We start from the raw sequence: 25,462 nt of genomic DNA, 5'->3' as shown, positions 1-25,462 counted from the left end.
TGTACAATAACGCCGGTCAATCACACTGACTGAGATTTGCACCTGCATCCGTCAACTCGAATACAAGACTTCCATTTCGTGACAATTCCGGCGCATAGCGCAGTGTAGCCCGGTAATCAATGACATCCGCATGGCCCGCGACACTGACCCGGGGAATGTGCAGCTGGCCATCACCAAAGGTTGCACTTGATTTTGCGCAGGGTTCCGCAGGCGAGACATAGGCCAGCAATTGCGCACATTGATCTTCCTTCGTGCCTTTCACTATATTTCCTCCGCCAAAGGGTACCTGCGTGTTTTCCTTGCATTGCAGGTTGCCATCGATGACATTCCTGACGATTTCGATACTGCCATCATTCTGGAAAATCTGGATATTCCCGCCGATATCGTTCCATAGGGCCTGGAACTGACCCGAATTGCTGTCGTATTGCAGATCGCTATCAATGATGCTGTCGCTGATGGTTGCGCCTCCGCCACTTTTCAGCTGCACCGAACCGCCTATCCGTGATCTATCACGAACGCTGACTTGCCGCGCATTTTCCGTCTGAATATTCCCGATCACCGAGATTCTCTGTGCGTTCAGCGTCGCATTAGCCTCAACTTTGATCGTTCCTTCCACGCGCGTGCCATCCAGATTGCAAATCCCGTTTGGTGGAACACGCAGATTATCAACCATTACACGACCCAATTCGTGAGTGCATACCAACTCCTCGGCGATTGCCCCAGCCGAAACAAGAAGGGTCGACAGGCCAGGCAGAATCAACTGGGTACGTAAAAAATGAGGAATTTTCATTTAAACATTCCTTTGATCAGAATCAATCGAATACTCACCACCTCGAACCAGTAAAACCGGCATAGGTGCTGAGCGCACCACGCGCCCGGCAACGCTCCCCAATAGCAGACGACTGAAACCCGAGCGGCCATGTGTGCCGATCACGATCAGTTCTGCCTGCCAGCGCTCCGCCTCTGCCACGATGGCAGGGGCGATTTGTCCATCTTTTGCTTCCAGCGATTTGATCTCGGCAGTCAATCCAGCCTGCTGGACGATGCTTTTCGCCTCGGCCAGCATCTGTTCACCGCTTTTCTTGAACGACTCTTGCAACTCGGCATAATTGACATACCCTTCATCCAGCCAATAGAGCATGTCTTCGAATACATGCACCAGCTCAAGCCGGGCATTGATCAGCTTGGCCAGTTTGACCGCTTCCTGGAGCGCGCTGCGAGCAGTGGCGCTTCCATCCACTGGAACCAGGATTTTCTGATACATACTTGTCTCCACAGATAGGTTAATGATGTAAAGATTGCGCAGCTGCTTGATTGGGCAAGGCGGGTTATTGCAAAGGCTGGGCAAGCGTACAATCCGGCCCAATCCACCGTCCTCTGCTTTGCGCGCGCGTATGCACCGGGTTACCCTGAATCATGCTTTCGAATTCCGCTTGACCGGTAAAGCTTTCCGGATTGGCAAACACGACTACTGCTTCACCTTTACCCTTGAACTGGACGTTATTGCAGACCAAAACCACCTGGTAGCGATTTCCCACCTTACTGGCATGCTTGACGTCACACCCAAACTGATTTTCAAACAGATCGACGGGCATCTCTTGCTCGGCCATATCCTGGGTGATGCAGATCGTCGAGGTCGCGGCCCCATTGCGGATTTCCGGCATTTCCAGTCCATACTGCCTGGCAAGATTGGTTATCTGTTGCATGTGCTCGGTTGGAATATGAGGCACCAATGCCAGCAGATCAGATTTCGTGGTGACTTCCCACAATCCCGCGCGAATAGTGCTGCCAGCCCAGGCGGCGCTCGATACCATGCCCAACAGCAAGACGAAAGATTTGTACACGGAAGCTCCTTTCCTTATATGCCACGCGTTTCGAACAACTTGGAAACAGCAATTCTTGTTATGCGCATTGTTGAACTGGCAATGCTCTTTGGCCATATTATAGGACCTGACCTGATCAGTCTTATCATCAATTTGGTGGTTACCAATGAGACAATGCCATCCTGCTTGAGATCAGCATAGCATATCACCCAAACCAGGCAATCCGGTGCAGCGTCAGAGCGTGACGGGAAGACGCCATAATGCTGCCGTCTCCATCAGGGCAACCTCGGGCGGCGAGCGCATAGAAATGGCCTAACCAGTCTGATACTCCCAGGTTAATTGCTGTTAGATGATAGATAATTGTTGACAAATACTGACATAAAGAGTAAATGATTTTCATATTGTTTCTGACAAAACGAATGCATTCACTCTGCATAAGCAGACAGGGGGAACAGCGATGGGAACAGATGGCAAGCTGTTTAGCGCATGTATATTGGCTGTTGTATCGATTGTTATCAGCGCCTGCACCGAACCCGAATCCAATCGAGAAGCATTCTCAACACAATCTCCACGCAACTGGGCCCAGGAAAGCATGCTGCGCGCGCAACAGCAGGCATCCTACCTGAGTGACCGCACAATTAAGCCCATAGCCACTGATAGCGCAACTCGCAACCCCTGGTACAGCAATCACCTAGGGTATACCTGGTTCACCAATAGTTCCTTGGGCTTAAATGGGATACCCTATGTTTTGCTGCGGGCCGTCATTGCGCTCTACCCGGAAATCTGGGCAGGCAAAGGGTCGCTCGGTAACCTCGGCTTGGGTCCACATCCAGCCGACTACGACCCCGCTAGCGGGACATTACTGCCTGCTGAGCAACGACGCCCCCTGCCCTATGGACTGGTAACGGCCCAGGATCCTTCCGTCCCGGAAGACCAAAGAACCGACAATGTCTTTTTCTCCTGCAGCGCCTGCCATAGTGGGCGCGTGTATGTCAACGGCCGCGTCCGGCGCTATATCGGGGCACCCAATACCGAAATCGAGGCACAGGCTTATGCGGAATTGCTTTATCGGACGGGAAAAGCCCTGCTCTCATCCGATCAAGCCACACCAGGACAAACGCAAGTCAATCCGGCAGAGGCCAGCAAAATCGCTGCTTTTCTGGAAAACAAGCTCTTGACAGACCCAGTCTGGTTTTATGGCGGGCGCACGGCAGCAGCGCGAACAGCCAATATCGAACGGGCCAGAATACAAGTGGCACGGCTTCTGGCCAGCCTCGATCATGCACTTGAAACCTTGATAGAATCCGCCGCCAAGACTGAATTGATGTATCTGAGACTGGCCTCGAATTTATCCTATAACGACAAGGACGGTCAGCCAGCACCTGGCATATTTGGCCCCCGGCCCGGCCGCATGGATGCTTTCGGCATTGCGGCCGGATTGGTTGCGCTGCATGCGAAACGCGAGAGTTTCCTGACACGCTTGCCCGATGATCACCCCTTCTTTGAAGGACTGGATTATCTTTCAGGGGAGGCAAAATACCAAGCAGCCGGTCAGCGTCTGTTCGAAACCGCTGCGCAGTGGCTGCCACGAGACCCGGCCCCCTCCGATATCAGTGCCCTGTGGTTCCTGCGAGATCATATCTATGCCAATTGGGATGCGAGCCAATCAGCCGAAGCACGGGTGATTGCCTCTGGCGCCTCTGCTGTCGGCGACCCGTCCAAAGTCAATGTTCCGATACATGAAGCCATGAATCCTTTCATTGACGATCTACCCCCTCCACCCTACCCATTTTCTGTAGATCTGGCGCTGGCCGAACAGGGTAAACCGCTTTTCGAGCAAGCATGCGCCTCGGCATGCCATTTCGCCCAGAACCCTAAAGTCTATGACACCGGAACCGATATGAATCGGGCGCGGCAAATTTCTCCAACCGCCCGTCTCGGTTTGCTGGAACTCACCCGCGAAACATGTGAACGATATATAGAAAGTGGGGGCAGTGATTGGTGCCAACCCAAACGGGGCAGCCGCACAGCGGACAATGAAGCTTACTTCATTACACCGCGCGCGGATAAAGCCGGGTACAAGGCTAACGTATTGCATGGCACCTGGGCTCAAGCACCGTATCTGCATAACGGCTCGGTACCGACCCTCTGGCACCTGTTGCGACCAGACCAGCGGCCGACTACTTTCATTCGTGGCAACATCAAATATGATGAATCATGGGTTGGTTTTGTCTGGGATAAAGCACCCGCCCTGGATGAATACGGTCCTGGAGACAGTGTGCACGCTGCAGAATATGACACCCGGCTGCGAGGGAATGCCAATCAAGGGCATACTTATGGTCAGCAATGGTCGGATGACCAAGTGCGGGCTGTCATTGAATATATGAAAACGCTCTAGGAGGCTGTCCGAGAATAGCGATCGTAGCGAGGGCGAAGCTGGCTGAGCGGGATTTTTAGATCATTTGAGGCGAATAGTTATTCTATTCAACGAAAAGGATCGAAAATCCCGCTTGGCAGGTTCGTCCGCAGTAGATCAGTCTATTCTCGGACAGCCTCCCAGGAAGCTCGGTGGAAGCAATGGCTGGAACGGCCTTCTCTAACAGCAGCATTCACTATTTCCACTCAGCGCCTCAAGTCAATTAAATGGGAGAATATAATGGCTCAATCGAATTGGAATCCCCCCAAGAATCGTCGTTTTGCGTGGCTGCACCAGATAACCAGTACAATTACCCGCTTCTTGAGACAAATCCATCAATGGATCAATCCTGGCACCCAGCCATCTCCCAAGCCAGTCGAGCAGCAAGAGGAAATTCCGGCCCAAGGCTTCCTGGCCAGCATTGCTTTGGCAGAACGACAGACCCCACTAGTCGCTGCGCCCGATCCCGATGCTCCCCGCTATGCAAACGATCGCGCGGCCTATGAAACCGATAAGAAAGCGTATGAAGCCGCTCTCCAGGTACGTGGCGCCGCTGTTGCCCAGATAATTTCCGCCCGCCTGAGAGGCCAGCCCCTTGAAATGCTGCAAGAACTGCTCGATCAGCCAGAAAACACCATGCCTGTATTCAAACCGGTTGTCGGGCCAGCCATCGTTGTACGACATGCACATGTGATCAAATGCCTGGAACGCACCGATTTATTCACCGTAGATCCCTACACTCCGGAAATGATTCGGGCCAACGATGATCAAGCCAGGAATCCCGAACAGTCTCCACCCTTCATGTTGGGCACCGACAAAGAGGAATGGTATCTCCCCGATGATATTCTCTTGCGGCGCGTCGTCTCGCGCCAGGATGAGAAAATCCTGACCGCCCTGGCAAGACAGGAGGCCGAACACTGGACACAGCAGGCAAAAGACAAGGGGAAAGGTGAAATCGATTTCGTGCCGACCATTGCCCGTTTCGTCCCCCTGCGCATTGTAAGCGATTACCTGGGCGTTCCCTTTTACGCCACCGGCCAGCCGGCTTGCCTGCCTGATTTGCGAGGTGGAGAATCGTTCCCTTTGGATGACGCATTAAAACAGACCTTTACTTTTCAGCGGATACAAGCCGGCAAGGTACCGACCGCTGAGGATCTTTACAATTGGGTAAAAGACGCTTTCCGCAATATTTTCAATAACTCCAATCCCGCCGATCCGCTATTCGCCCAGTTTCGCCAGCAAGGACTGGAAGCAACCGAGTATTTGACTGCCTATATCCACGAGCTGGTCAAACATTTCAAAGCCCAGCTCCAGCAAGGCGAAAACGTGCCTGACACCATGCTGACTCGCCTAGTGCGGCTACAGCTAAGCTTGGCGGATGCGCAACAGGCCGCAGCACTGGAGCAGGAATTTGCAGCGGTATTGGGAAGGCCATTGCCTGCAGGAGAACTTGACAGGCGACTGTCCGATGCCTATATCCGCACCAATGTCTTTGGCACGGCCGTGGGAGCGGTCGTCAATCCGGAAGAAGCCAGCGCACGGATTGTTGACTCGATCCTATCGCTCAAGGAAGGCAAGTACGAGGGAATAAACGGCTCGAGCTATCAACACCTGCAAGCGATGGCCAAGGTTCCGACAGACAGTCCGCAAGCAGCCGAGAGCCTGAAGATCGTGCGCCAATACGCCCTGGAAGGATTGCGTCTGGAACCACAAGGGGAGGTACTGCCGAGACGGTGCGTGCAGGATAATACCGAACTTGGCGGCGTGCTTATCCAGCGGGGAACCACGGTATTCGTCGCCTATGCCGCCGCAATGCGGGATCCGGAGGCCACACCCAATCCGCTTGCCTTTGATTTTACTAGGAATGAAGATGCCGTTCCCTATCAACATCAGAGGACAAGAGCCAAGGAAGCGCCACAAAGCCGCCTTTACCTGCAACATGGCTTTGGGCGGCATAAATGCCTTGGCCGCTATGCCTCTGAAATCACCATGCAGGAATCACTGCGAGCCTTGCTGCGGCTGGGTGATCTGGAACGACGCAGCGCGCTGCAAATGGATGCACAAAATCTTTATGCCGTCAGCTTACGGGTGGGTTTCAATTCCCAGGAGGCTGTCCGAGAATAGACTGATCTACTGCGGACGAGCCTGGCTGGCCGGATTTTTCGATCCTTTTCGTTGAATAGAACCACTATTCGCCTCAAATGATCGAAAAATCCCGCTCAGCCAGCTTCGTCCTCGCTACGATCGCTATTCTCGAACAGCCTCCTAGCCAATTTGACTGATTCAGCCAGGAAAGCCGTAGCGGCGAAACACAATTCCTCGCACTGGAAGCAAGCAATTGATTCCACTTGAGGAGTATTGACCGAAGTTTCTTTGACCATTGTAAAAAGTGGCACCCACAAAGGAGGCTTCACATGAGTACCTTTCTTGTCACCGGACCGACCGGCTTTCTTGGCTACCATATCGTCAAATTACTGAATACCCACGGTCATCAACCGCGGGTATTATTGCCGCCAGGCATTGATTCCAATGCCCCCGAACGCCTTGCCCTGCAAAGATTGAATATTGAAATAGCCGAGGGGGATACAAATGACCCGGCATCACTGGCAACCGCTTGTAGTGGCATTGAAACAGTGCTGCATTCAAGCTTTGCCATCGCGCTCGGTAGCGGTGAGGCCGTGGAAAAACTACTCTACACAGGCAACGTCATCGCGACCCGCAATCTGCTGGAGGCGGCAGAAAAGGCGGGCGTAGCACGGGTCGTCATCAGCAGCAGCGCGCTCACAGCAGGTTTGAATCATGTGCCTCAACCCCTGGATGAGAATGCGGACTGGGGCCAACATGCCTTCACTCTCCCCTATGCGTTATCACGACGCCACGCCGAGCAGGAAGCATTGAAACGTACCACTACCCCCCCTGCAATCATCGCCGTCAATCCATCCTTTACCTTGGGGCCCGAGGACTGGATCGGCGCGCCGGCAAACAGACTCGTGCTGCGGATGAGCAAACCCGGTTTCCGGCTTACCGCACCGATCGGTTTTGGACTGCTTGATGTCCGCGATTACGCGGATGGCGTCTTGCGGGCGGCAGAGCGAGGCACAGCTGGCCAGCGTTACCTGCTGAGTGGCACCAATGTCATGCCGGACCAACTCTTGCAGGAGGTCGCAAAAGCTGCCGGTATCGAGCCGCCCGCCTGGACTGTCTCACTGCGGGCCTGGATGCTTTATCCCATCGTGATGGGGATGGTGCTATGGCAGCGCATAACAAAGCAACCGCAGAAAGTGGCTCCCAGTCTGCTGGAACTGTGGGGACGCTACGCCTGGTACGACAACAGCCGGGCGTGTCGCGAGCTTGGCTGGAAGCCTCGCCCTTTACAGGACTCGTTACACGACACGCTTGATTGGATGCGTAGCCATCGGCCTGAGTGATCGCTACCGCTTGTGACCGATCGAAAGCATGCCGTTGGCCAGGCGGCAAGGAAGTGTTTGAGGAGGGAAAAGCAAATGAAAAAGCTCGTTTACTCAATAGGACTTGTCCTGCTTGTAACAATTTGGTGGTCTGCAGCTGCGCCCAGAGAAGAGATTGGCTGTTGCATCAGTGAATCAGTGGTTTTCGATCCAGTCACTGTCGAGCGTACCCAGGCAGTGGATCGCTCCAAAGAATTTGCTGCTGCAATAGCAACACTTGAAATCAACTTGCCTGCCTACGATGACGCGGTTTTTCTTGACGATGGGGAAAGCGCGCTGGTCACGGCCCACGATGGCCAAATCTGGATGGTTGATCTCGCTGCCCATACCGCCGAACCCTTCGCGGATGTACCACTGATGGCGTGGGGTATCCAAATCCATCAGGCGCCAGGAAATCCGCCCCAGGTCTATTTCTGCGCCGCGGGATCCTATGCTGCCAGATCACCCGGTGAAGTCCCAGGTCTCTACCGGCTCGATCTGAATACGCGCTCAGCAGAACCGCTGGCACTCAGGGTTCCCGATACCCAGATCAATCACCAGCGGCCTGTCGTTTATGCTGACGAGGACCCCAATGCCCCCGAATTACAGGCCGACGACCGCAGCACTCCCAGCCGCAAGATCATGGTCTGCGACAATCTGGAAGTGAGCGCAGATGGCCGCCGCATTTATTTCTCCGAACCATTCAACTATGAGAATGCCTCCACCCGGGATGCTGTCCACGAAGCCATAGCACTGGCGCGCAATGGCCGTCTGTGGCGCCATGATCTGGACACAGGTTCGACCCGGCTGATCGCAGAAGGCTTTCATTTCATCAATGGCGTGCTCTACGACCCGCACCCGGGCAAGCTGCGGGAAGAGTCTGTTCTGGTGAGCCAGACATCTTTATTCCGGGTGATGCGATTCTATGTCAATGGCCCTAAGGCGGGCACTTCAGAAATCGTAATCGACGGTCTTCCCGGCATGCCCGATGGCATGGATCGGGATGCTGCCGGACGGATCTGGCTTGCCATGTTTGCAGACAGGGGTCCGCTGTTAACCTGGGCGCATGAGCATGCCTGGATCAAACCGTTGTTGATGCGTCTGCCTACCGCATGGCTGCTATCCCAGGCAAGGCGCACGGGTGTCGTTGTGCTCAGCCCGGATGGCAGCAGGCCCCTGTATTCAGCCTTCTATAAAGGGCCTGAACTCGCTTCGATCGCTTCGGCCGTACCCGCGCCCAGCGGTATTTTTCTGGCAAACATAGCACTAAGCGATGCAGATCCGGAGCAGAAAAAGCCTATCCAGCGCCTGGGTTGGCCATCAGAATGGCAGTATTCGCAGTAAACATAACAATTGAAGTCGCACCGGGATCGCGTTTCCTGCTCGGTCTGGCTGCTTTGGCAGCAGACTGGACTGATAGGCACATTTCCTGCCCGATCGATATCAGAATAGCGAATAGCCGATATTCCTTTGCGGGAATAACCGCAAGCGCATGGTTGCGCGACCGCACCGCCTGCCAAAGGCAGGTAAAATGATCACATCGATCCTGACCACCCTAACGAGGAAGCGACATACATGGCATTGGAATACGTTACCGTAACTTTCCCGACGCGGCGGCTGGTGTATATCGACGGCGAGAGAAGCGGCTACACCAACGAGATACTGCGCGTTGATACCGGCACACATTTATTCACTCTGGGCAGATATGCCAATTATGCGCCTGCGTCGCAGACAATAACCGTGACAGAAACAACCGTACTCGAACCGCTTGAAATCGTTTTCACTAAAAAAGTGGTAACCTGATGGCCATGCAATCTACTCGCAGGATAGCCTTACTGATTTGTGTGCTGCTGCTTGCAGCATGCGCCTCCTTTCCACCCAACCCGCCCCTTGCCCAATACAACCCGGCAGCTGGCTACCGGTTCGATCAACTTGAGCGTGGCGCAAATAGTGATGAATTGTTTATTATCGTGAGTTTCTCGGGTGGTGGCACGCGCGCAGCTGCCCTCTCCTTCGGGGTCATGGAAGCTCTGCGTGATACACAAATCGAATGGAAACAACGCAAAGTCTCACTGCTGGAAGAAGTGGATGTCATTTCCTCCGTCTCGGGCGGCAGTTTTCCAGCTGCTTATTACGCATTATATGGCGCACGGATATTTGATGAATTTCCGGAAAAATTCCTCTACCGCCCTATTCAGTCCGACTTGCTGAAACAGCTGTTCTTACCCTATAACCTGGTTAGGCTGGCATCACCCAGCTTTGGGCGCAGTGATCTGGCAGCTGAGTTTTATCATCGCGAAATCTTTAACGGCGGCACTTATGCCGATGTAATCAAACGCGGCCAGCGTCCTTTTATCATCCTCAATGCCACTGACATGAGCAGGGGCACTCAGTTTTCCTTCATCCAGGATCAATTCGATCTGCTTTGTTCGGATCTGAACGGCATTCCGCTCGCGCGGGCTGCCGCCGCCTCTTCCGCGTATCCAGGCGGGCTGACACCGCTAACCTTTCAGAATCACGCCGGATCATGCCAATATCAACAACCGCCATGGGTGGCACTGGCTGCCAAGGATCACTCATCACGCATCAATCCGCGCCGCACTGCACGCGCCGAGGAACGCTTATCGCTGACAGACGAGGGCGCCGGGCGACGCGACTACATTCATCTGACTGACGGGGGGGTCGCGGACAATCTCGGCCTGCGCGCCCCCCTGACAGCACTCACCTCCACCAATCATCCCTGGAGCGTACTGCAGATGATGAATCAGAAAAAAGTGCACAAACTGGTGATCATCACCGTCAACGCCGCCACAGACCCTGCCACCCAGCGCGACAAAACCCCCAATATTCCCGGCCTGGTCGATACCCTGACAGCTGCGGCAACGGTACCGCTGGCAAATTACTCGTTCGACACGCTCGAACTGCTGACTGCAACCGTGCGGACATTCAACCAGGAAGCACGGCTGATCGAAGGTTGCAAGAAACTCGCAGCCACAAAAGGCGAGCAGTGCACGCTGGATATTCCAACCCCACACCAGGTGCAATGGTTTCCAATCCAAGTGGCATTCGAATATATCGCGGATAGCGAAGAACGCAACTGGTTCAAGAATCTGCCCACCAGTCTTGAATTGCCGCATTCGGCCATCGATCGTCTGCGAGCTATTGGCCGCAGGCTGCTCAGCGAAGACCCGAACTTCAGGAAGCTGATACAGGCACTGCAAGGCTGCTTACCCGACGCACAACAAGCTTGCTGATTTCAGCTTTCTCCAAGGATTGCCACAGACTGACCGGGTAGCAGAATGGCATCAGGCTCAAGACCGATTGCCGGTGTGGATGCCAGCAGCAGGCACTTAGTCTGCAGCCCGCGACAAGCAATGCGCTGCGCCGCTTCGCTCAGATTACAGGCGATCACCACCATCCCCCTGACAACCAGCAACCATCTGGCGGCCTCATCGTAATGCACGTCAATCTGCTCCAAACGGTCATCCAGCAGCGCGGGCAGCGTGCGGCGCAAATGGATCAATGCCTGATACCAATCGAACAACTCGGCATGCAGCCCGCGATTCAACTCCTCCCAGTTCAGCTGCGAATGCCGGAAGGTCTCGATCGCCTGCGGATCCGGTATGCTTTCGGCATCCCAGCCAAAAGCAGCGAATTCCCGCCTTCTACCCTGTCTAATGGCTTCAGCCAGATCTGGATTCGAATGATCGGTAAAGTACAAAAAAGGCGTACTCGCCCCCCACTCCTCTCCCTGGAACAACATCGGCACGAATGGCGAAGTTAATACCAGCGCCGCGCCGATTTTGAGCAAGCCGGTAGCAAGCAATTGGCTGATACGCTCCCCCCTGGCCCGGTTGCCAATCTGATCGTGGTTCTGCAGGCAGCCTATGAAACGGCGTCCTGGCAAACCGGCAGTTGACCGGCCATGCCGGCGCTTGCGGTAGGCAGAATAGCTGCCGTCATAGACCAGCCCCTTGGTCAGCACCTTTTTCAGATCGGATAATCGGCCGAAATCCTGGTAATAGCCATTTGCCTCATGAGTCAGTAGCACGTGCAGTGCGTGATGAAAATCTTCGCTCCACATTGCATTCAGCCCCAAGCCACCGGCTTCCGGGGATCGCACCAGCCGCGGATCGTTGAGATCGCTTTCAGCAATCAGAACCAGATGGCGTCCCAGACGCGCCTCGAGCCGGCCAACCGCTTCCGCCAGCTCTTCGAGAAAATGTGTAGCAGAACTGTCGAACAGCGCATGCACCGCATCGATGCGCAACCCGTCGAAATGGTAGTCGCGCAGCCACATCAGGGCATTGTCGATAAGGAAACGGCGCACTGCATCACTTTGGGCCTGATCGAGATTGACCGCTTGGCCCCAGGGCGTGGAATAGGCAGCGGTGAAGTAAGGGCCAAAATGATTCAGGTAATTGCCGTCCGGCCCCAAGTGGTTGTAGACAACGTCAAGCAATACCGCCAGCCCCTTGTGATGGCAGGCATTGACCAGGCGCTTGAGTCCTTCGGGTCCGCCATAAGCATTATGTGGTGCATACAGCGCCACACCATCATAACCCCAGCCATGACGACCCGGAAATTCTGCCACCGGCATGAGTTCCACATGAGTAATGCCGAGCTCGCACAAATGATCGAGGCGAGCAATCGCCGCATCAAAGGTGCCTGCAGAGGTAAAAGTCCCGATATGGATTTCCTCGATCACGCCCGACGCCAATGGCGGGGGGCGCCATGCACCATCCGTCCATTGGAAGCGCTCATGCTCGAGCCAGCATGAGCAGCCATGCACACCGGCAGGCTGCCAGGCCGAACGGGGATCGGGAAAGGGCCCCTGCCCGTCCAGCCTGAATGCATAAGCCACCCCATAGACCAGCCACGGCACATCCAGCTGCCACCAGCCCTGCCCGATAAAGGTCATGGGCACGCATAAATCCTCACTTTCCAGCTCAACATCCTCTGCATACGGTGCCCAAACTCGAATCTCGGTCATGCCAGCATCCTAGATGGAGGTTTTTCCTCGCCACAAACGGGGAATCTAGCTCAGTTCGATACGGTCCCCCACACCATGCAATAAATCAACGCATAGCGTCAAATATTCGCGCAATTGCCGCGTCAGCAAAAAATTTTCCCGCACGAACGCTTGGGCCTTGTAACCCATCGACTGGATTTTCTTTGGCTGGCGCAGCAGGTAACGCAAACGCAAGGCGGCACCTTCGGGGGTATTCACCAGAAAACCCGTGTGATGATCGATGACCTGCAGCCGAATACCGCCGGTATTGCCACCGATCACTGGCTTTCCTTTCCATAGGGCCTCGGTAACAGTCAGACCAAAGCCTTCACGGGTAGATTTTTGCAAGACTATGGCCGCCGCCCGTTGCAGGGCATTGATCATGCGATGGGCATCAGGTGGCAGCATTAATATGTGGATATCAGCATCGTTTTCTGCAGCCATACGCACTTCATTGAGTACGATTTCCCCTTCCGGATCATCGCTGGCGCCTCCCCCTGCCAGCGCCAACTGCAAATGCGGCAGGTAGCGTTTTGCCAGGCGATAGGCATTAATCACACCGACGGGATCCTTGAATCGATCGAAACGTGACACTTGCACGACCAGCGGGCGCGCCGGATCGATCTTGAAATGGCTGAGCACATCGGAGATTTCCTCCTCCGGCAATTCGATATTTTTGTCCGACAGTGGATCGATGCTGGGCGGAATAATGAATTCACAATGCGGCAACGCCTGGGCAAAAGTCGGTAAAGAAAACACGCTGGCATCGTAACCTGCAACATAATCACGCAGATATTTCCAGACCGGACGATAGGGATGGGAAATATCGATATGGCAACGCCAGATCCACTTGCCGCGCCGATTGGGGCATAAAGCCAGAAGAGGTGCCGGCTGTGGATCATGGATAAACACCAGGTCAGCCTCCTCAAGCAGCGGGCGCAGTTGCTCGGCGTTAGTGGCATTGGTACGCTCATAGGCATCCAGTTGTGCACGGGGAATAGGCACGTTATTCCCCTGCAAAGCATTGTGCATGCTTTTGGTGCACTGATAGAAATCGGCCGAACCACTCATCACTTCCCAGCGCACATCGATACCGAGCTCCTGCGTCAGCGGCACCAGTTTTTCCAGTATTTCCGCCACCCCTCCACCGACACGTGTAGAGTTGACATGCACCATTTTCAGACCACGAAGCGGCAATGCCAGTTTCTGCAGGTGGCGAATGACGTCTTCCCCTGCCACCTGACCATAGTTTTGCAATAGATGGCTCATAATCGTGTTCCCTTGAAATGACGGGAGAAAGTATCGGTCAGCTGCTGTCGCAATTCGGTTAGCGGCGCGAATGAAGGATCAATGGCGGCCAGCTCCTCGCATAATGGGAGATAGCTGTCCCCAAAGCTCTCCAGCCATTGACGAAAATCGTCCTTACCGCCCAGGCGGCGACGCGCATCGATGAAATGATAGAACACACTGCTGGTAGACATGCGTGGCAACATGCTGGCCAGGCGATGGGGCGCCTTGAGCCGATGGCGGGTATCGAATACCACGATCTTGGCATGAATGAACTCGAAGGGGTACAGCGCATGCGCCCAATGCAGATATTCGCTCTCATCCAGACGCTGTTCTACCTGCTCGAGCAATTCCAGGCGCAATGGCTCTATATCCTGATAATCAGCGGGATCGATCATCGCGAGGCGTTCGGCCAATATCCCATCATGCAGACTGTGACGCGCCCAGGAAGCAAAATCATTGTTGAATTCGCGCTCTTCGAAGCGGGGTTGCAGCATCCCTCCCCAGAAGTGGTAATCGATACTACCGGATGTGATTGTCGCGAGCAAATCGCGGAATTCCTTGAGAGTAATTGCCCGCTTGCCAGTTGCAATAGCAATCAGCGCACAGTCCTTGAGAGCGAATCCGCTGTCTTTCTGAGATACAGCCATGGCTACACCCCTCCTGTTTAAAACAAACCGCGAGCAGTCCTGTAATAATCGCACTGCTTGAAAATGTATCGGCAAACCCCCTGCATTGTCAAACTCGTCGATCGCCATAAATACTACCCGGCACCCGCAAATCTCGGCAACCCGCAAGTCGGGCGGCAATTTTTGCTCACAAGCAAACCGATCTAATTCTTCTCAGAAGAAGCACACCGCCCTCTATGCAACAATCCAACAGGAAAACGTTCGAGTATTGTTCCGATGGCAGTCGATCCGCCTGCCAACCTGTCTCCTGTCAATAGATTGCACCAGTCTCCCGTTGGCAACTCGACAACAGTATCCGCCCAATCTTCTTTCAGTCCCAATACCAGGCGAGGGACTACAACCGCCACATTCTGTCCGCGCATGAATGCCACAGCGTGCACTGCCTTGCCTCCGCTCACTTTGAGAGGCTGATAGCTGCCTGCCGGACCGAAAAATTCTGCATATTGCTGCCGCAGATGCAGGGCTTGTCGAATCACCCACAGTTTAGGCAGCCCTTCATCAGAGCGTGCAAGTATCTGTTCAATGGCCAAGCCTGAAATTTCCGCCAACAGCTGGGCGCGTCTGTGATAATCAACTGGCCGGCGATTATCCGGATCCACCAGATTCAGATCCCATAACTCCGTACCCTGGTAAATATCCGGCACACCCGGAGCCATCAGCTTGAGCAGCGTTTGCGCAAGGCTGTTAACACGTCCCGGAGCGATCAGTGGCTGCACAAATGCCTCGAGCTCACAACAGAATTTGTTATCGGCCAGCACGGCCTGGATGAATTGTTGAATGGCCTGTTCGTAGTCCGGCTGCGGCTGGGTCCATGATGTATGTATCTTGGCTTCGCGAATCGCCTTTTGCATGTAATCACTCAGGCGCTGCACATCGATGGGCCAGGTACCCACCAAGGTTTGGTAGAGCAGATACTCGGTATTGCGGTCGGGGAGATCATGACAACGATGCTGTTGATTATATTGCATCCAGCCTTGCACTGTTCTGCCCCAGTGCTCCGGCATTTCCGACAGCAACGCCAACCGGGCACGCACATCTTCGCCGCGCTTGGTATCATGGGTAGCGGTTGCCAGCAAGGTTTGGGGATGGTCGGCCTGGATCAGATTGCAGGCCTGATGGAACTCAACGATTGAAACATCCGGTTTCGAAGGGTTTCCTCCTACCTCGTTCAGGCTTACCAGGCAGTGAAAGCGATAAAAGGTTGTGTCTTCCACTCCCTTGGCCATCGCAGGCCCGGTCAGCTGCTGAAAGCGCATGGCCAATTCCCCTTCCAGCCTGCCTTTGCAGCGCAGCAGCAGCAAATCTTCCAGAAACTGAAAGAGCTGTGGATCGAGTTCCGTTCTGCGTTCCTTAGCTAAGGCTATGGCCTCGGACACATACTGGATATCTGTCTCAGTAACGCGTTCTGTTGCCGCCCTGACATAAGTTCGATAAACGGGAAAGCTGGCTGCCGTCTCAAGCAATGCCAGATAGAGTTCATAGCGGGTATAGTCACGATGGCAACGATGCTGCTCGCAGATGTCCACAAACAATGATGCGAGGCGGTTCAATTCACTGCCCAGCAGTTCCTTGAGTACCTGGCGCTTGCTTTCGTAAACCAGTCTGGTGAAGTCGACCACTTCTCCGGTAAACGCCTCCAGCAATGATAGAAGTGATGGCATGCCGGCTGGGTCGATAAAAAGCCCTCCGGCAAGATTGAGAAAATCATAACCGGTGGTACCGGCAATCGGCCAGTCCGTTGGCAGCCGCTCATGATGCTCCAGGATTTTTTCTGCCACTATCCAGGTATCCGGGCACGCCTGACACAATCTGGCGAAATATTGTGCAGGATCACGCATCCCATCCGCATGGTCGATACGCAGTCCATGCACCGAGCCTTCCCGCACCCATGCCAGCGGCAATTGATGCGTTGCATGAAATACTTCCTCCTCCTCTACCCGCAGACCAGCAAGATTATTGATATCAAAGAACCGCCGGTATCCCAGATCCCGCCCGGCAGTACGCCATAAGGCCAGCCGGTAGTTTTGCCGATCGATAAGGTCATCCAATGCGTCAGGATCAGCATTCAGGCGGGTCACCACAGCATCGATTGCGATGACGGTGTCAGGTTCGTCATGACTCAGACGGGTCAGCAAATGCTGGATAACATCCTTGTCACGGTGACGAAGCTCGACCAGCCGGCGGTCTGTGACTGTCGGGCGGGGCAATCGCATGCATGACTCGGCCAGAAAGCCCAACAGCTCCGAGTGCGCATCACACGCTGCTTCAGCCAGTAATTTTCCCAGACTGGAGGGATCAAGCGGGAAACTCTGCTCGCCATAATGCAGTGTGAAGTCACCGCCCGCATGTTTCAGCTGCAGCTCGCAGGACTCCAGCACGCGTCCATAATGGTCTGCCAATACCGGCAATAGCACTTTGTTCGGCCATCGTTCCTCGGAAGCGTCCCAATCAACGTCGAAATATATGGCAAAACGGCTGGAAGGACCATTCTCGAGCACATCCCACCACCAGGGATTCTGGTCCCCGATGATGGCCATATGATTGGGGACAATATCCAGCATCTGTCCTAGATTCGCTTGTTGCATGGCAGCACACAGACGCTTGCGCGCACGCTCGCCACCCAGCGCTTTATTGACTCGGGTCGGATCGACTACATCATACCCATGGCTGCTGCCACTGGCGGCTTGCAGATAGGGCGAAGTGTAAACATGGCTCACGCCCAGGCAGGCCAGATAGGGAACGACACCAGCTGCGTCATCGAGGCCGAATTCCGGGCATAACTGCAGGCGGTAGGTTGCAATTGGCTCAAGTTGCATAGCGCAGCACCATCAGGCTGCGAGCTTCGACCTGCAGCTCGCTGTCCGCCGCAAAAATCTTCTCTTCATTTGACCACCCATGCGCGGTATCGAATTCCAGAAGCCACTGCGCCCCCCATTCCGGACCGGGAAGTTTGAAATTCAGCGGCTCATAATGGGCGTTAAAAATCAGGTAAAAGCGGTCATCAATGATCTGCTCACCGCATAAACCGGTGCCGGAAAGTGCCTCACCATTCAGGAATACCGCGAATGATTTGGCGTAATCTTCTCCCCAATGCGACTCCTCTATTTCCTCTCCAGTGTGCGCAAACCAGGCGATATCCAAAATTTCCTCGCCATGGATCGGCCGTCCCTGGAACCAACGACGGCGATGAAAAACCGGATGTTTGCGGTAAAAATTACTGAGGCGTTGCGTAAATACGAGCAACTCATGATCGACATGCTTCCAATCGAACCAGGAAACTTCATTGTCCTGGCAGTAGGCATTATTGTTGCCAGACTGGCTACGCCCGATCTCATCTCCTCCCAGCAACATGGGAACCCCTTGCGAGAGGAACAAGGTGGCAAGGAGATTACGTTGTTGACGTTGGCGTAGTTGATTGATTTCGGGGTCGTCAGTCAGTCCCTCCGCACCGCAATTCCATGATCGATTGTCGTCTGTGCCATCGCGGTTGTCCTCGCCATTGGCCGCGTTGTGTTTGTCGTTATAGGAGACCAGGTCATGCAGGGTAAATCCGTCATGAGCGGTAATGAAATTGATGCTGGCGTAGGGACGCCGTCCGTTGCTCTCGTACAGATCTGAACTACCAGTCAAACGCCGTGCAAACTCGGCAAGCGTACGGTCCTGTCCTCGCCAGTAGTCGCGCACACAATCGCGGAACTTACCGTTCCACTCCGACCACAACGGGGGAAAATTGCCCACCTGATAACCGCCTTCCCCGAGATCCCAAGGCTCAGCGATAAGTTTGACCTGGCTGATCACCGGATCCTGCTGCACGAGATCGAAAAAGGCCGACAACCGGTCCACCTCATGCAATTCGCGCGCCAGTGTCGCCGCCAGATCGAAGCGGAAGCCATCCACATGCATTTCCAATACCCAATAACGCAAGCTGTCCATGATGAGTTGCAGCACATGCGGATGGCGCATGTTCAGGCTGTTGCCGGTGCCTGTATAGTCCATGTAGTGGCGCGGATCATCAGGCATGAGCCGGTAGTAGGCAGCATTGTCGATCCCTTTGAAAACAAGCATCGGTCCGAGATGGTTGCCTTCCGAAGTGTGGTTGTAGACCACATCCAGGATCACCTCGATACCCGCCGCATGCAATGCCTTGACCATTTGCTTGAATTCGGCAATCTGCTGACCGGATTCGTCTACAGCAGCATACTCGTTATGTGGAGCGAAATAACCGATGGTACTGTAGCCCCAGTAGTTGCGCAGATTCTTTTCTACCAGATGGGCATAATGTATGAATTGATGCACCGGCATCAGTTCGACTGCAGTAATTCCAAGCGCCTTAAGGTATTTGATCGCCGCCGGATGTGCAAGACCTGCATAAGTGCCGCGCAGCGAATCCGGAATTCCGGGGTGTCGCTTGGTGAAACCCTTGACATGCAATTCATAGATAATGGACTCGTGCCAGGGGGTGTCGGGATGCTGATCGTCTCCCCAGTCAAAGCGGGGATCGATGACCACCGAACGCGGCACAAAGGGTGCACTATCGCGTTCATCACGGATGTCTGGTTCATCGATACGGCAGGGATAGACGGCCTCATCCCATTGCACCTGTCCATCGATAGCCTTGGCATAGGGATCGAGCAGCAGTTTGGCCGGATTGCAGAGTTGCCCCCGGTCCGGTGCCCAGGGCCCATGCACACGGTAGCCATAGCGTTGTCCGGGTTTGACATCCGGCAAGTAACCATGCCAGCAGTAGGCGGTCGTCTCTGGCAGATCGACACGGGTCTCTCGACCCTGTTCATCAAACAGACACAACTCGACCCGCTCTGCCACTTCCGAGAACAACGAGAAACTCGTGCCTTGACCATCGAAGCTCGCGCCGAGCGGATACGGCTTACACAACCAGACGTTTACGTCAGTCATAGGCACCCTCCTGATTTTTGCCAGACACTTGTATCTTGGCTAGTGTCTGGATCCAGCCGAAATTTCCGTTGCGTCAAATCGGCGCACCTGCCTAGGAGGCTGCCCGAGAATAGACTGATCTACTGCGGACGAGCCTGGCTGGCCGGATTTTCCGACCCTTTTCGTTAAATAGAACCACTATTCGCCTCAAATGATCTAAAAATCCCGCTCAGCCAGCTTCGCCCTCGCTACGATCGCTATTCTCGGACAGTCTCCTAGTGCGGGCGCGTCTCCAGGATAAGCTCAACTCGTCGATTGGTTGCACGACCCTCTGGCGTGCCATTGAGTGCGATTGGACGAGTATCGGCATAGCCCGTGGCACGCAGACGTCTCGATGCAACGCCGCTGCGCTCGAGATGGCGAACGACGCTGGTCGCCCGACCAGTCGACAATTCCCAGTTGGACGGAAAACGCGCAGTCTGGATGGGCACATTGTCGGTATGACCCTCCACCGAAATTTTATGCTCGGTCGCATTCAAAACCTTGGTCAATCGGTCGAGTAAGGCGATCCCTGGAACAGTGAGCATGGACTGGCCGGATGGAAACAATATCTCGTTACTGATCCGGAAACTGATCGTGCCTTCCTGTATCAATATCTCGACATCATCCCCGAGTGTATCGAGCGGCAGGCCAGCCAAGGGATTTTCCTCTGCGGCGTGCTCAACAGTCACTGCATTGGCCGCCTTCTGCGCAGCATGGGAATACGGTGTATCTGGCCGGTCCGCAAAGACATGCTGCGCTGCAGCATGTGGCTCAAGGATACGGTCGGAGAAGGCCAACAGCACCACCAGCATGACCAGCAGCAACGTCATGACATCCAAATATACGATCAACCAGCTGTCTTCATCCGTATCGGCCGGTGGATCGAAATTCCAGTGCGCATAACGCCCCCCTTCTTTACCGGCATGAACACTATCGTCATCAGCCACGATGCTTGCCTGCTCCGCCTGCATCATCGGAAGGCACGCCGGCAGGCATGGCAGGCAATTGCGCCTCGTCGATTTCATCTTCATAGTGCGCCATGAACGACCCCAGCGTCTCGCGCATCAGCGCCGGGCTGCGTTTCTCGCACATCATTGAGATCCCCTGCAGCACCATGTTCATCAACACGATGCGCTGCTCGGTACGGCGCTCAAGCTTGACCGCAACCGGTTTGAATACGAGATTGGCCAGCAGAATGCCGTAGAAAGTGGTCATCAAGGCAATTGCCATATGCCGCCCGATAATCTCCAGATTTCCAAGCTCGAGGATGAACATCAGGTTGATCAATCCGACCAGGGTGCCAATCATACCGAAAGCCGGCGCAAAGCTGGCCATCACACGAAACAGCTTGGCTTCTGCATGCTCGCGCGCGCGCAACCGGGAAATACGCCAACGCAGCAAGTCGAGGATTTCCTGTTCAGGCGTGAGATCGATCACTAATTGCACGCCGGTACGCAGAAACGGGTTTCTCACCCGCGCCAACTCCTCTTCCACCGCACGCACATCGTTTTGCATCCATAGCCGCGAAATCCGGATCAATTCTTCCATGTCGCGCTGGATGTATAACCGCTCGTTGCGCAGAACGGTCATGAGCAGCCCGAATACTCGAACCACCTCGCGCAATGGATAACTGATAAAGGTCGCCGCAAGCGTTCCTCCCAGCACAATCGCGAGCCCTGGCAGGTTGATAAATACTGCGGGATCCTCCGCAGCGAATACCAGCAGCACCGCCAGCATTGCAACGCCGCCAATCATGCCAATCAGGGTAGAGGGGTTCATTGGCTCCAGGATATTGATATTTGATTGTCTGTAACATACCGAGAATCCTGGTGGGTGTCAAACGCACTCATGAACGACCCGACAATCTGCGCAACCAGACGCTGCGCACGCCATTTATGGGATGCCAGCCATAATTGCTACGTGCCAGCACGTATTTTTTTATAACGCCACTTCCAGTAGATTAGAGCCGCAGGACATTTAGATAAGCACCCAGCTTTCTTCTGATGACAATAACAACTGATGACGTTGTCACTCTGAAAGCTGTGATGAGGATCTTTTGTCCTGCCATCCAGAAACAGCAATAAATCCTATACCAAATGAGGAGAAGATCATGCAGCGTATAATATTATCGTTTGTGCTAGCGTTTTTCTGCGGCAGTGTAGCGGCTGAATGGACGCTTCTGGCGTCCGACACCGTCCGAACTGAAGCGCCAGGCACCGTTGCCGGGCGCGGGACAAAAGTCTTCATTGATAAAAACAGCATCACGAAGGAAGGGACCAGAGCGACGATGTACACTCTAACCGATTATGAAAGCCCACTGATGGTAGGTGGCAAAAGACAATTGTCGACCAAGTCATTGGATGAATACGACTGCGAAAACAAAAAGTACCGGACGCTGGCTTATTACTGGTATTCGCGTCACCAGGCAAAAGGGGATTTGATCTACGACGATACGGCACCGGGAAGAATGCAACCCATTCTCGATGGCTCAACGATTGAAGACGCATGGAAAATTGCCTGTGGCAAGTAACTTCCCTATTCACCGATGCGCCCGACTCGTTCAGGAACAAAATCGCAAGATTGGCTCCATCTCAGTCCATCCTCTGATGGCGATGGAGCCAAGCAGAATTCATCCATTCCAGTATATTTCCAGGCCTCACTGTTTCTTTGGCAGATACAGGTCGGTAATCGTGCCTTCTGCCAGTTCCGCAGCGAAGAGGAGGGTTTCCGACAGTGTCGGATGCGGATGGATGGAGAGCGCAATATCCTGCATATCCGCTCCCATTTCCAGCGCCAGCACTGCCTCTGAGATCAACTCTCCCGCATGGGATCCAACCATGCCCGCGCCGAGAATCCGGCGGGAAGTTTTATCGAACAAAAACTTGGTCATTCCCTCGTCTCGCGCCATGGCGATGGCGCGGCCACTTGCCGCCCATGGAAATACTGCCTTTTCATAAGTGATGCCTTGTTTTTTGGCTTCCGTCTCGGTCAACCCCATCCAGGCAATCTCCGGATCGGTATAGGCGACCGATGGAATCGCCTGCGCATCGAACACCACCTTATGACCGGCTATGACTTCGGCCGCGATCTTGCCCTCATGCGAGGCCTTGTGAGCGAGCATCGGCTCTCCTGCAATATCACCAATGGCAAAGATATGTTCGACATTGGTGCGCATTTGCGCATCGACCGGAATGAATCCACGTGCACTCACTTCAATACCGGCAGACTCGGCCTCGATCAGTTTTCCATTGGGATAGCGGCCCACTGCCACCAGCACGCGATCATACCATTGCGGCTCAGGCGCTTTTTCACCCTCAAAAAAGACCTTCAGACCTTTTTTACCGGCCTCGATGCGGCTCGCGCTGGTATTGAGCCAAATAGCTTCATAATCAGCCTGCAATCTCTTGAACAGCGGCTTGATTAAATCGGCGTCCACACCAGGAATCAGCTGCCCCGCGCGTTCGACCACACTGACTTGTGTGCCCAATGCATGATAGACGGTTGCCATTTCCAGGCCGATAATGCCGCCCCCCAGGATGAGCATGCGCTTGGGAATCTCCGCCAACGCCAGCGCGCCAGTCGAATCCATGATCCGTTCGTCATCCGGAAATCCCGGGATGCGTGCTGCACTGGAACCTGCTGCAATCACACAATGCTCAAAAGAAACGGTTTGGCGTCCGTCCGGGGTAGCGACCTCGATCAAATGGGGGCCAATAAATTTCCCAGCCCCCTGCATGACAGTCACTTTCCGTTGCTTGGCGAGCCCTGTCAGGCCCTTGGTCAACTTGCCCACCACCGAATCTTTCCAGGCACGCAGTTTGTCAAGATCGATCTTTGGTTTGCCAAAATCAATCCCGTATTGACGCGCTTCATCTGCATCTGTCAGTAGCTTGGCTGCATGCAGCAGCGCTTTCGATGGAATGCAGCCGACATTCAGACAAACGCCACCCAGGGCGGGGTAGCGTTCAATCAGGATCACTTCCTTAGCCAAATCAGCTGCCCGGAATGCAGCCGTATAACCACCCGGCCCAGCACCCAGCACAACAACTTCAGCATGGACATCGGCCTGGCCTTCCCGGCTGACGGCAGCAGCTGATTGGTCGGGCGCCTGCTCCCCTGGCTCGACTGTTTGCTGATTGGAAGACACGTCACTGGACACAGATTCCGGCCTATGATCCTGCTTGCTTGCTTTGGATGCTTCCAGAGTAACGATCAGCGAACCTTGTGATATTTTGTCACCGACTTTGACATGCACCTGCTTCACCACGCCAGGCTCGGGAGCCGGTACTTCCATCGTGGCTTTATCGGTTTCAAGCACCATTAACGGGGCTTCCTGCGCCACTTCATCCCCGGGCTTCACTAAAATTTCGACGATCGGTACATCCTTAAAATCACCGATATCGGGTAATGCTACTTTAACGAGTTGTGTCATGCCTTCATTCTCTAATGTGTCCATCGCCCAATACGATAAACTTCTGACTCGTCAGCCCTTCCAGTCCGACCGGTCCGCGCGCATGCAACTTATCGGTGGAAATGCCGATTTCCGCGCCCAAACCATATTCGAATCCGTCAGCAAAACGTGTGGAAGCATTCACCATCACCGAACTGGAATCGACTTCACGCAGAAATTGCCGTGCACGCGCATAATCCTCGGTCACAATGGTATCCGTATGTTGCGAGCCGTAAGTGGCAATGTGCGTAATCGCCTGATCGATATCGGCCACGATGCGCACGCTGAGAATCGGCGCCAGATATTCTGTCTGCCAGTCCTCTTCCGTGGCCGGTTGCATTTCAGGCACCAGCGCGCAGGCCGCAGCATCTCCGCGCAACTCGACTGCTTTCTCCAGCAAGATCTTGCTCACCGCTGGCAGAAATTGCTGTGCAATGCCCGCGTGCACCAACAAAGTTTCCATCGTGTTGCAAGTACCGTAGCGTTGTGTCTTGGCGTTATCAGCGATGCTTATGGCTTTTTCCAGATTGGCACGCACGTCGATATAAACATGACAAACACCATCCAGATGCTTGATGACGGGTACACGTGCCTCGCTTGCAATGCGCTCGATCAACCCCTTGCCGCCACGAGGAACAATGACATCAACATATTTCTGCATGACGATCAACTCACCGACTGCGGCACGATCAGCGGTATCCACGACCTGCACGGTATTTTCCGGCAACCCGGCCACTCTGAGCCCTTCCTGAACGCAAGCGGCAATGGCCTGATTACTCTGCATCGCTTCCGATCCGCCGCGCAAAATTGCGGCATTGCCGGCTTTCAGGCATAGGCCGGCCGCATCGGCCGTCACATTCGGGCGTGCTTCGTAGATAATGCCAATCACGCCCAGCGGCACCCGCATTCTGCCCACCTGAATACCCGAGGGACGGTAATTCAGATCGGTAACCGCCCCCACCGGGTCAGGCAAGGCAGCTATCTGTTCCAGACCGGCAGCCATGCTTGCAACACCTTTGGAAGTCAGTGTCAACCGATCAACCATGGCGGACTCCAGACCTTTGGTTTTGGCAAGTGCGACATCATTGGCATTGGCTGCCAGCAAAACTTGCTCGTCACGGCGGATCGCCTCGGCCATGGCCAGGAGCGCCTGATTCTTGGTTGCAGCGCTTGCTTTGGCGATCACTCGCGAAGCTTCGCGAGCCGCTCGCCCCAAAGTCTGCATAATGGAATGAATGTTTGTGTTGTCCATGTAGAGCGATTTTCAGTTATTTAATGGCAAGAGGTCACTGCGCGTTATTCTACAATGACATCCGCCCTCTCCACGACTTTTTCCCTGAAATGCCAGAAAAATGGGTCGGCCGCGACAAAACGGTTAAACTTTCGTAGAATGAATCCATTCAGC

At 54.4% G+C, this 25,462-nt stretch carries 20 protein-coding genes; 7 read left to right on the top strand and 13 right to left on the bottom strand.

From position 1 onward, the window contains the following. Window positions 1–16: 16 nt before the first annotated feature. From BLV85_RS03725 to BLV85_RS03715, 3 genes are all read right to left on the bottom strand, one after another. A complete protein-coding gene (locus BLV85_RS03725) occupies window positions 17–790 on the bottom strand; it encodes a hypothetical protein (RefSeq protein ID WP_176973913.1) in 774 nt (257 codons plus the stop codon). After that, window positions 791–1,264, bottom strand: a complete 474-nt coding sequence (locus tag BLV85_RS03720; protein WP_090412262.1) for a universal stress protein — start codon at window positions 1,262–1,264, stop codon at window positions 791–793. A gap of 64 nt (window positions 1,265–1,328) precedes the next feature. Then, window positions 1,329–1,844, bottom strand: coding sequence for a DUF3617 domain-containing protein (locus tag BLV85_RS03715; protein WP_245725081.1), 516 nt, complete (start codon window positions 1,842–1,844; stop codon window positions 1,329–1,331). Between the two features lie 436 nt (window positions 1,845–2,280). Between BLV85_RS03715 and BLV85_RS03710 the strand changes: the two genes are divergently transcribed. Together BLV85_RS03710 and BLV85_RS03705 are read left to right on the top strand one after the other, a co-directional pair. After that, complete coding sequence (locus tag BLV85_RS03710) at window positions 2,281–4,221, top strand: c-type cytochrome (RefSeq protein ID WP_090412257.1); 1,941 nt, start codon at window positions 2,281–2,283, stop codon at window positions 4,219–4,221. A 258-nt stretch (window positions 4,222–4,479) separates the two neighbouring features. Beyond that, the gene (locus BLV85_RS03705) at window positions 4,480–6,363 is read left to right on the top strand and encodes a cytochrome P450 (RefSeq protein WP_090412255.1); all 1,884 of its coding nucleotides are present in this window, start codon (window positions 4,480–4,482) and stop codon (window positions 6,361–6,363) included. Between the two features lie 95 nt (window positions 6,364–6,458). Here the strand turns inward: BLV85_RS03705 and BLV85_RS15085 are convergent, their stop codons facing one another. Further along, on the bottom strand, window positions 6,459–6,653 hold the full coding sequence (locus tag BLV85_RS15085) for a hypothetical protein (protein ID WP_176973912.1): 195 nt from the start codon (window positions 6,651–6,653) through the stop codon (window positions 6,459–6,461). Between BLV85_RS15085 and BLV85_RS03700 the strand changes: the two genes are divergently transcribed. The 4 genes from BLV85_RS03700 to BLV85_RS03685 all read left to right on the top strand — a co-directional run bounded on the left by BLV85_RS03700 (window position 6,654) and on the right by BLV85_RS03685 (window position 10,939). Further along, a complete protein-coding gene (locus tag BLV85_RS03700; protein ID WP_090412253.1) occupies window positions 6,654–7,667 on the top strand; it encodes an NAD-dependent epimerase/dehydratase family protein in 1,014 nt (337 codons plus the stop codon). A gap of 75 nt (window positions 7,668–7,742) precedes the next feature. Further along, window positions 7,743–9,029 carry an SMP-30/gluconolactonase/LRE family protein gene (locus BLV85_RS03695; protein WP_090412250.1) on the top strand — a complete coding sequence of 429 codons (1,287 nt, stop codon included), beginning with the start codon at window positions 7,743–7,745 and terminating at the stop codon, window positions 9,027–9,029. A gap of 231 nt (window positions 9,030–9,260) precedes the next feature. Then, window positions 9,261–9,488, top strand: a complete 228-nt coding sequence (locus BLV85_RS03690) for a PEGA domain-containing protein (RefSeq protein ID WP_090412248.1) — start codon at window positions 9,261–9,263, stop codon at window positions 9,486–9,488. Next, window positions 9,488–10,939 (top strand): patatin-like phospholipase family protein, encoded by a 1,452-nt coding sequence (locus BLV85_RS03685; protein WP_090412246.1) that lies wholly within the window; start codon window positions 9,488–9,490, stop codon window positions 10,937–10,939. Before BLV85_RS03690 ends, BLV85_RS03685 begins: the two co-directional genes overlap by 1 nt. A 2-nt stretch (window positions 10,940–10,941) precedes the next feature. Here BLV85_RS03685 and treZ read toward each other — a convergent pair whose 3' ends face one another. The 7 genes from treZ to BLV85_RS03650 all read right to left on the bottom strand — a co-directional run bounded on the left by treZ (window position 10,942) and on the right by BLV85_RS03650 (window position 21,386). Continuing rightward, complete coding sequence (gene treZ / locus BLV85_RS03680; RefSeq protein ID WP_090412244.1) at window positions 10,942–12,678, bottom strand: malto-oligosyltrehalose trehalohydrolase; 1,737 nt, start codon at window positions 12,676–12,678, stop codon at window positions 10,942–10,944. A 45-nt stretch (window positions 12,679–12,723) separates the two neighbouring features. Beyond that, window positions 12,724–13,965, bottom strand: a complete 1,242-nt coding sequence (locus tag BLV85_RS03675) for a glycosyltransferase (protein ID WP_090412242.1) — start codon at window positions 13,963–13,965, stop codon at window positions 12,724–12,726. Next, the gene (locus tag BLV85_RS03670) at window positions 13,962–14,633 is read right to left on the bottom strand and encodes a DUF5752 family protein (RefSeq protein ID WP_090412240.1); all 672 of its coding nucleotides are present in this window, start codon (window positions 14,631–14,633) and stop codon (window positions 13,962–13,964) included. Before BLV85_RS03670 ends, BLV85_RS03675 begins: the two co-directional genes overlap by 4 nt. Window positions 14,634–14,815: 182 nt before the next feature. Further along, entirely contained in the window at window positions 14,816–17,488 is a 2,673-nt protein-coding gene (gene treY, locus BLV85_RS03665; protein ID WP_090412238.1) for a malto-oligosyltrehalose synthase, read from the bottom strand. Continuing rightward, entirely contained in the window at window positions 17,478–19,586 is a 2,109-nt protein-coding gene (gene glgX / locus BLV85_RS03660) for a glycogen debranching protein GlgX (RefSeq protein ID WP_090412236.1), read from the bottom strand. Before glgX ends, treY begins: the two co-directional genes overlap by 11 nt. Before the next feature lie 254 nt (window positions 19,587–19,840). Continuing rightward, the gene (locus BLV85_RS03655; RefSeq protein WP_218132768.1) at window positions 19,841–20,554 is read right to left on the bottom strand and encodes an OmpA/MotB family protein; all 714 of its coding nucleotides are present in this window, start codon (window positions 20,552–20,554) and stop codon (window positions 19,841–19,843) included. Next, on the bottom strand, window positions 20,547–21,386 hold the full coding sequence (locus BLV85_RS03650) for a motility protein A (protein ID WP_090412234.1): 840 nt from the start codon (window positions 21,384–21,386) through the stop codon (window positions 20,547–20,549). The genes BLV85_RS03655 and BLV85_RS03650 overlap by 8 nt, the downstream gene beginning before the upstream one ends. Before the next feature lie 331 nt (window positions 21,387–21,717). Here BLV85_RS03650 and BLV85_RS03645 point away from each other — a divergent pair, with 331 nt between their 5' ends. Beyond that, the gene (locus tag BLV85_RS03645; RefSeq protein WP_090412232.1) at window positions 21,718–22,137 is read left to right on the top strand and encodes a surface-adhesin E family protein; all 420 of its coding nucleotides are present in this window, start codon (window positions 21,718–21,720) and stop codon (window positions 22,135–22,137) included. Between the two features lie 126 nt (window positions 22,138–22,263). Here BLV85_RS03645 and lpdA read toward each other — a convergent pair whose 3' ends face one another. Both lpdA and BLV85_RS03635 read right to left on the bottom strand, forming a co-directional pair. Further along, a complete protein-coding gene (gene lpdA / locus BLV85_RS03640) occupies window positions 22,264–24,039 on the bottom strand; it encodes a dihydrolipoyl dehydrogenase (protein ID WP_090412286.1) in 1,776 nt (591 codons plus the stop codon). 4 nt (window positions 24,040–24,043) lie between these two features. Then, a complete protein-coding gene (locus BLV85_RS03635) occupies window positions 24,044–25,309 on the bottom strand; it encodes a glutamate-5-semialdehyde dehydrogenase (RefSeq protein ID WP_090412230.1) in 1,266 nt (421 codons plus the stop codon). Between the last annotated feature and the right edge of the window lie 153 nt (window positions 25,310–25,462).

Origin of the sequence: Nitrosomonas halophila (assembly GCF_900107165.1) — a bacterium.
Classification (GTDB): Bacteria; Pseudomonadota; Gammaproteobacteria; order Burkholderiales; family Nitrosomonadaceae; genus Nitrosomonas; species Nitrosomonas halophila.
Note: the sequence above shows the minus strand (reverse complement) of the source record. Positions and strands in the feature narration are given on the sequence as shown.

Excerpts from the sequence above, each read along its gene's own strand:
- BLV85_RS03670 (WP_090412240.1), bottom strand. The coding sequence starts at position 14,633 with ATGGCTGTATCTCAGAAAGACAGCGGATTCGCTCTCAAGGACTGTGCG.
- BLV85_RS03645 (WP_090412232.1), top strand. The coding sequence starts at position 21,718 with ATGCAGCGTATAATATTATCGTTTGTGCTAGCGTTTTTCTGCGGCAGT.
- BLV85_RS03725 (WP_176973913.1), bottom strand. The coding sequence starts at position 790 with ATGAAAATTCCTCATTTTTTACGTACCCAGTTGATTCTGCCTGGCCTG.
- lpdA (WP_090412286.1), bottom strand. The coding sequence starts at position 24,039 with ATGACACAACTCGTTAAAGTAGCATTACCCGATATCGGTGATTTTAAG.
- BLV85_RS03690 (WP_090412248.1), top strand. The coding sequence starts at position 9,261 with ATGGCATTGGAATACGTTACCGTAACTTTCCCGACGCGGCGGCTGGTG.
- BLV85_RS03720 (WP_090412262.1), bottom strand. The coding sequence starts at position 1,264 with ATGTATCAGAAAATCCTGGTTCCAGTGGATGGAAGCGCCACTGCTCGC.
- glgX (WP_090412236.1), bottom strand. The coding sequence starts at position 19,586 with ATGACTGACGTAAACGTCTGGTTGTGTAAGCCGTATCCGCTCGGCGCG.
- BLV85_RS03695 (WP_090412250.1), top strand. The coding sequence starts at position 7,743 with ATGAAAAAGCTCGTTTACTCAATAGGACTTGTCCTGCTTGTAACAATT.
- BLV85_RS03635 (WP_090412230.1), bottom strand. The coding sequence starts at position 25,309 with ATGGACAACACAAACATTCATTCCATTATGCAGACTTTGGGGCGAGCG.
- BLV85_RS03705 (WP_090412255.1), top strand. The coding sequence starts at position 4,480 with ATGGCTCAATCGAATTGGAATCCCCCCAAGAATCGTCGTTTTGCGTGG.
- treZ (WP_090412244.1), bottom strand. The coding sequence starts at position 12,678 with ATGACCGAGATTCGAGTTTGGGCACCGTATGCAGAGGATGTTGAGCTG.
- BLV85_RS03685 (WP_090412246.1), top strand. The coding sequence starts at position 9,488 with ATGGCCATGCAATCTACTCGCAGGATAGCCTTACTGATTTGTGTGCTG.
- BLV85_RS03700 (WP_090412253.1), top strand. The coding sequence starts at position 6,654 with ATGAGTACCTTTCTTGTCACCGGACCGACCGGCTTTCTTGGCTACCAT.
- BLV85_RS03710 (WP_090412257.1), top strand. The coding sequence starts at position 2,281 with ATGGGAACAGATGGCAAGCTGTTTAGCGCATGTATATTGGCTGTTGTA.
- BLV85_RS03675 (WP_090412242.1), bottom strand. The coding sequence starts at position 13,965 with ATGAGCCATCTATTGCAAAACTATGGTCAGGTGGCAGGGGAAGACGTC.
- BLV85_RS03650 (WP_090412234.1), bottom strand. The coding sequence starts at position 21,386 with ATGAACCCCTCTACCCTGATTGGCATGATTGGCGGCGTTGCAATGCTG.
- treY (WP_090412238.1), bottom strand. The coding sequence starts at position 17,488 with ATGCAACTTGAGCCAATTGCAACCTACCGCCTGCAGTTATGCCCGGAA.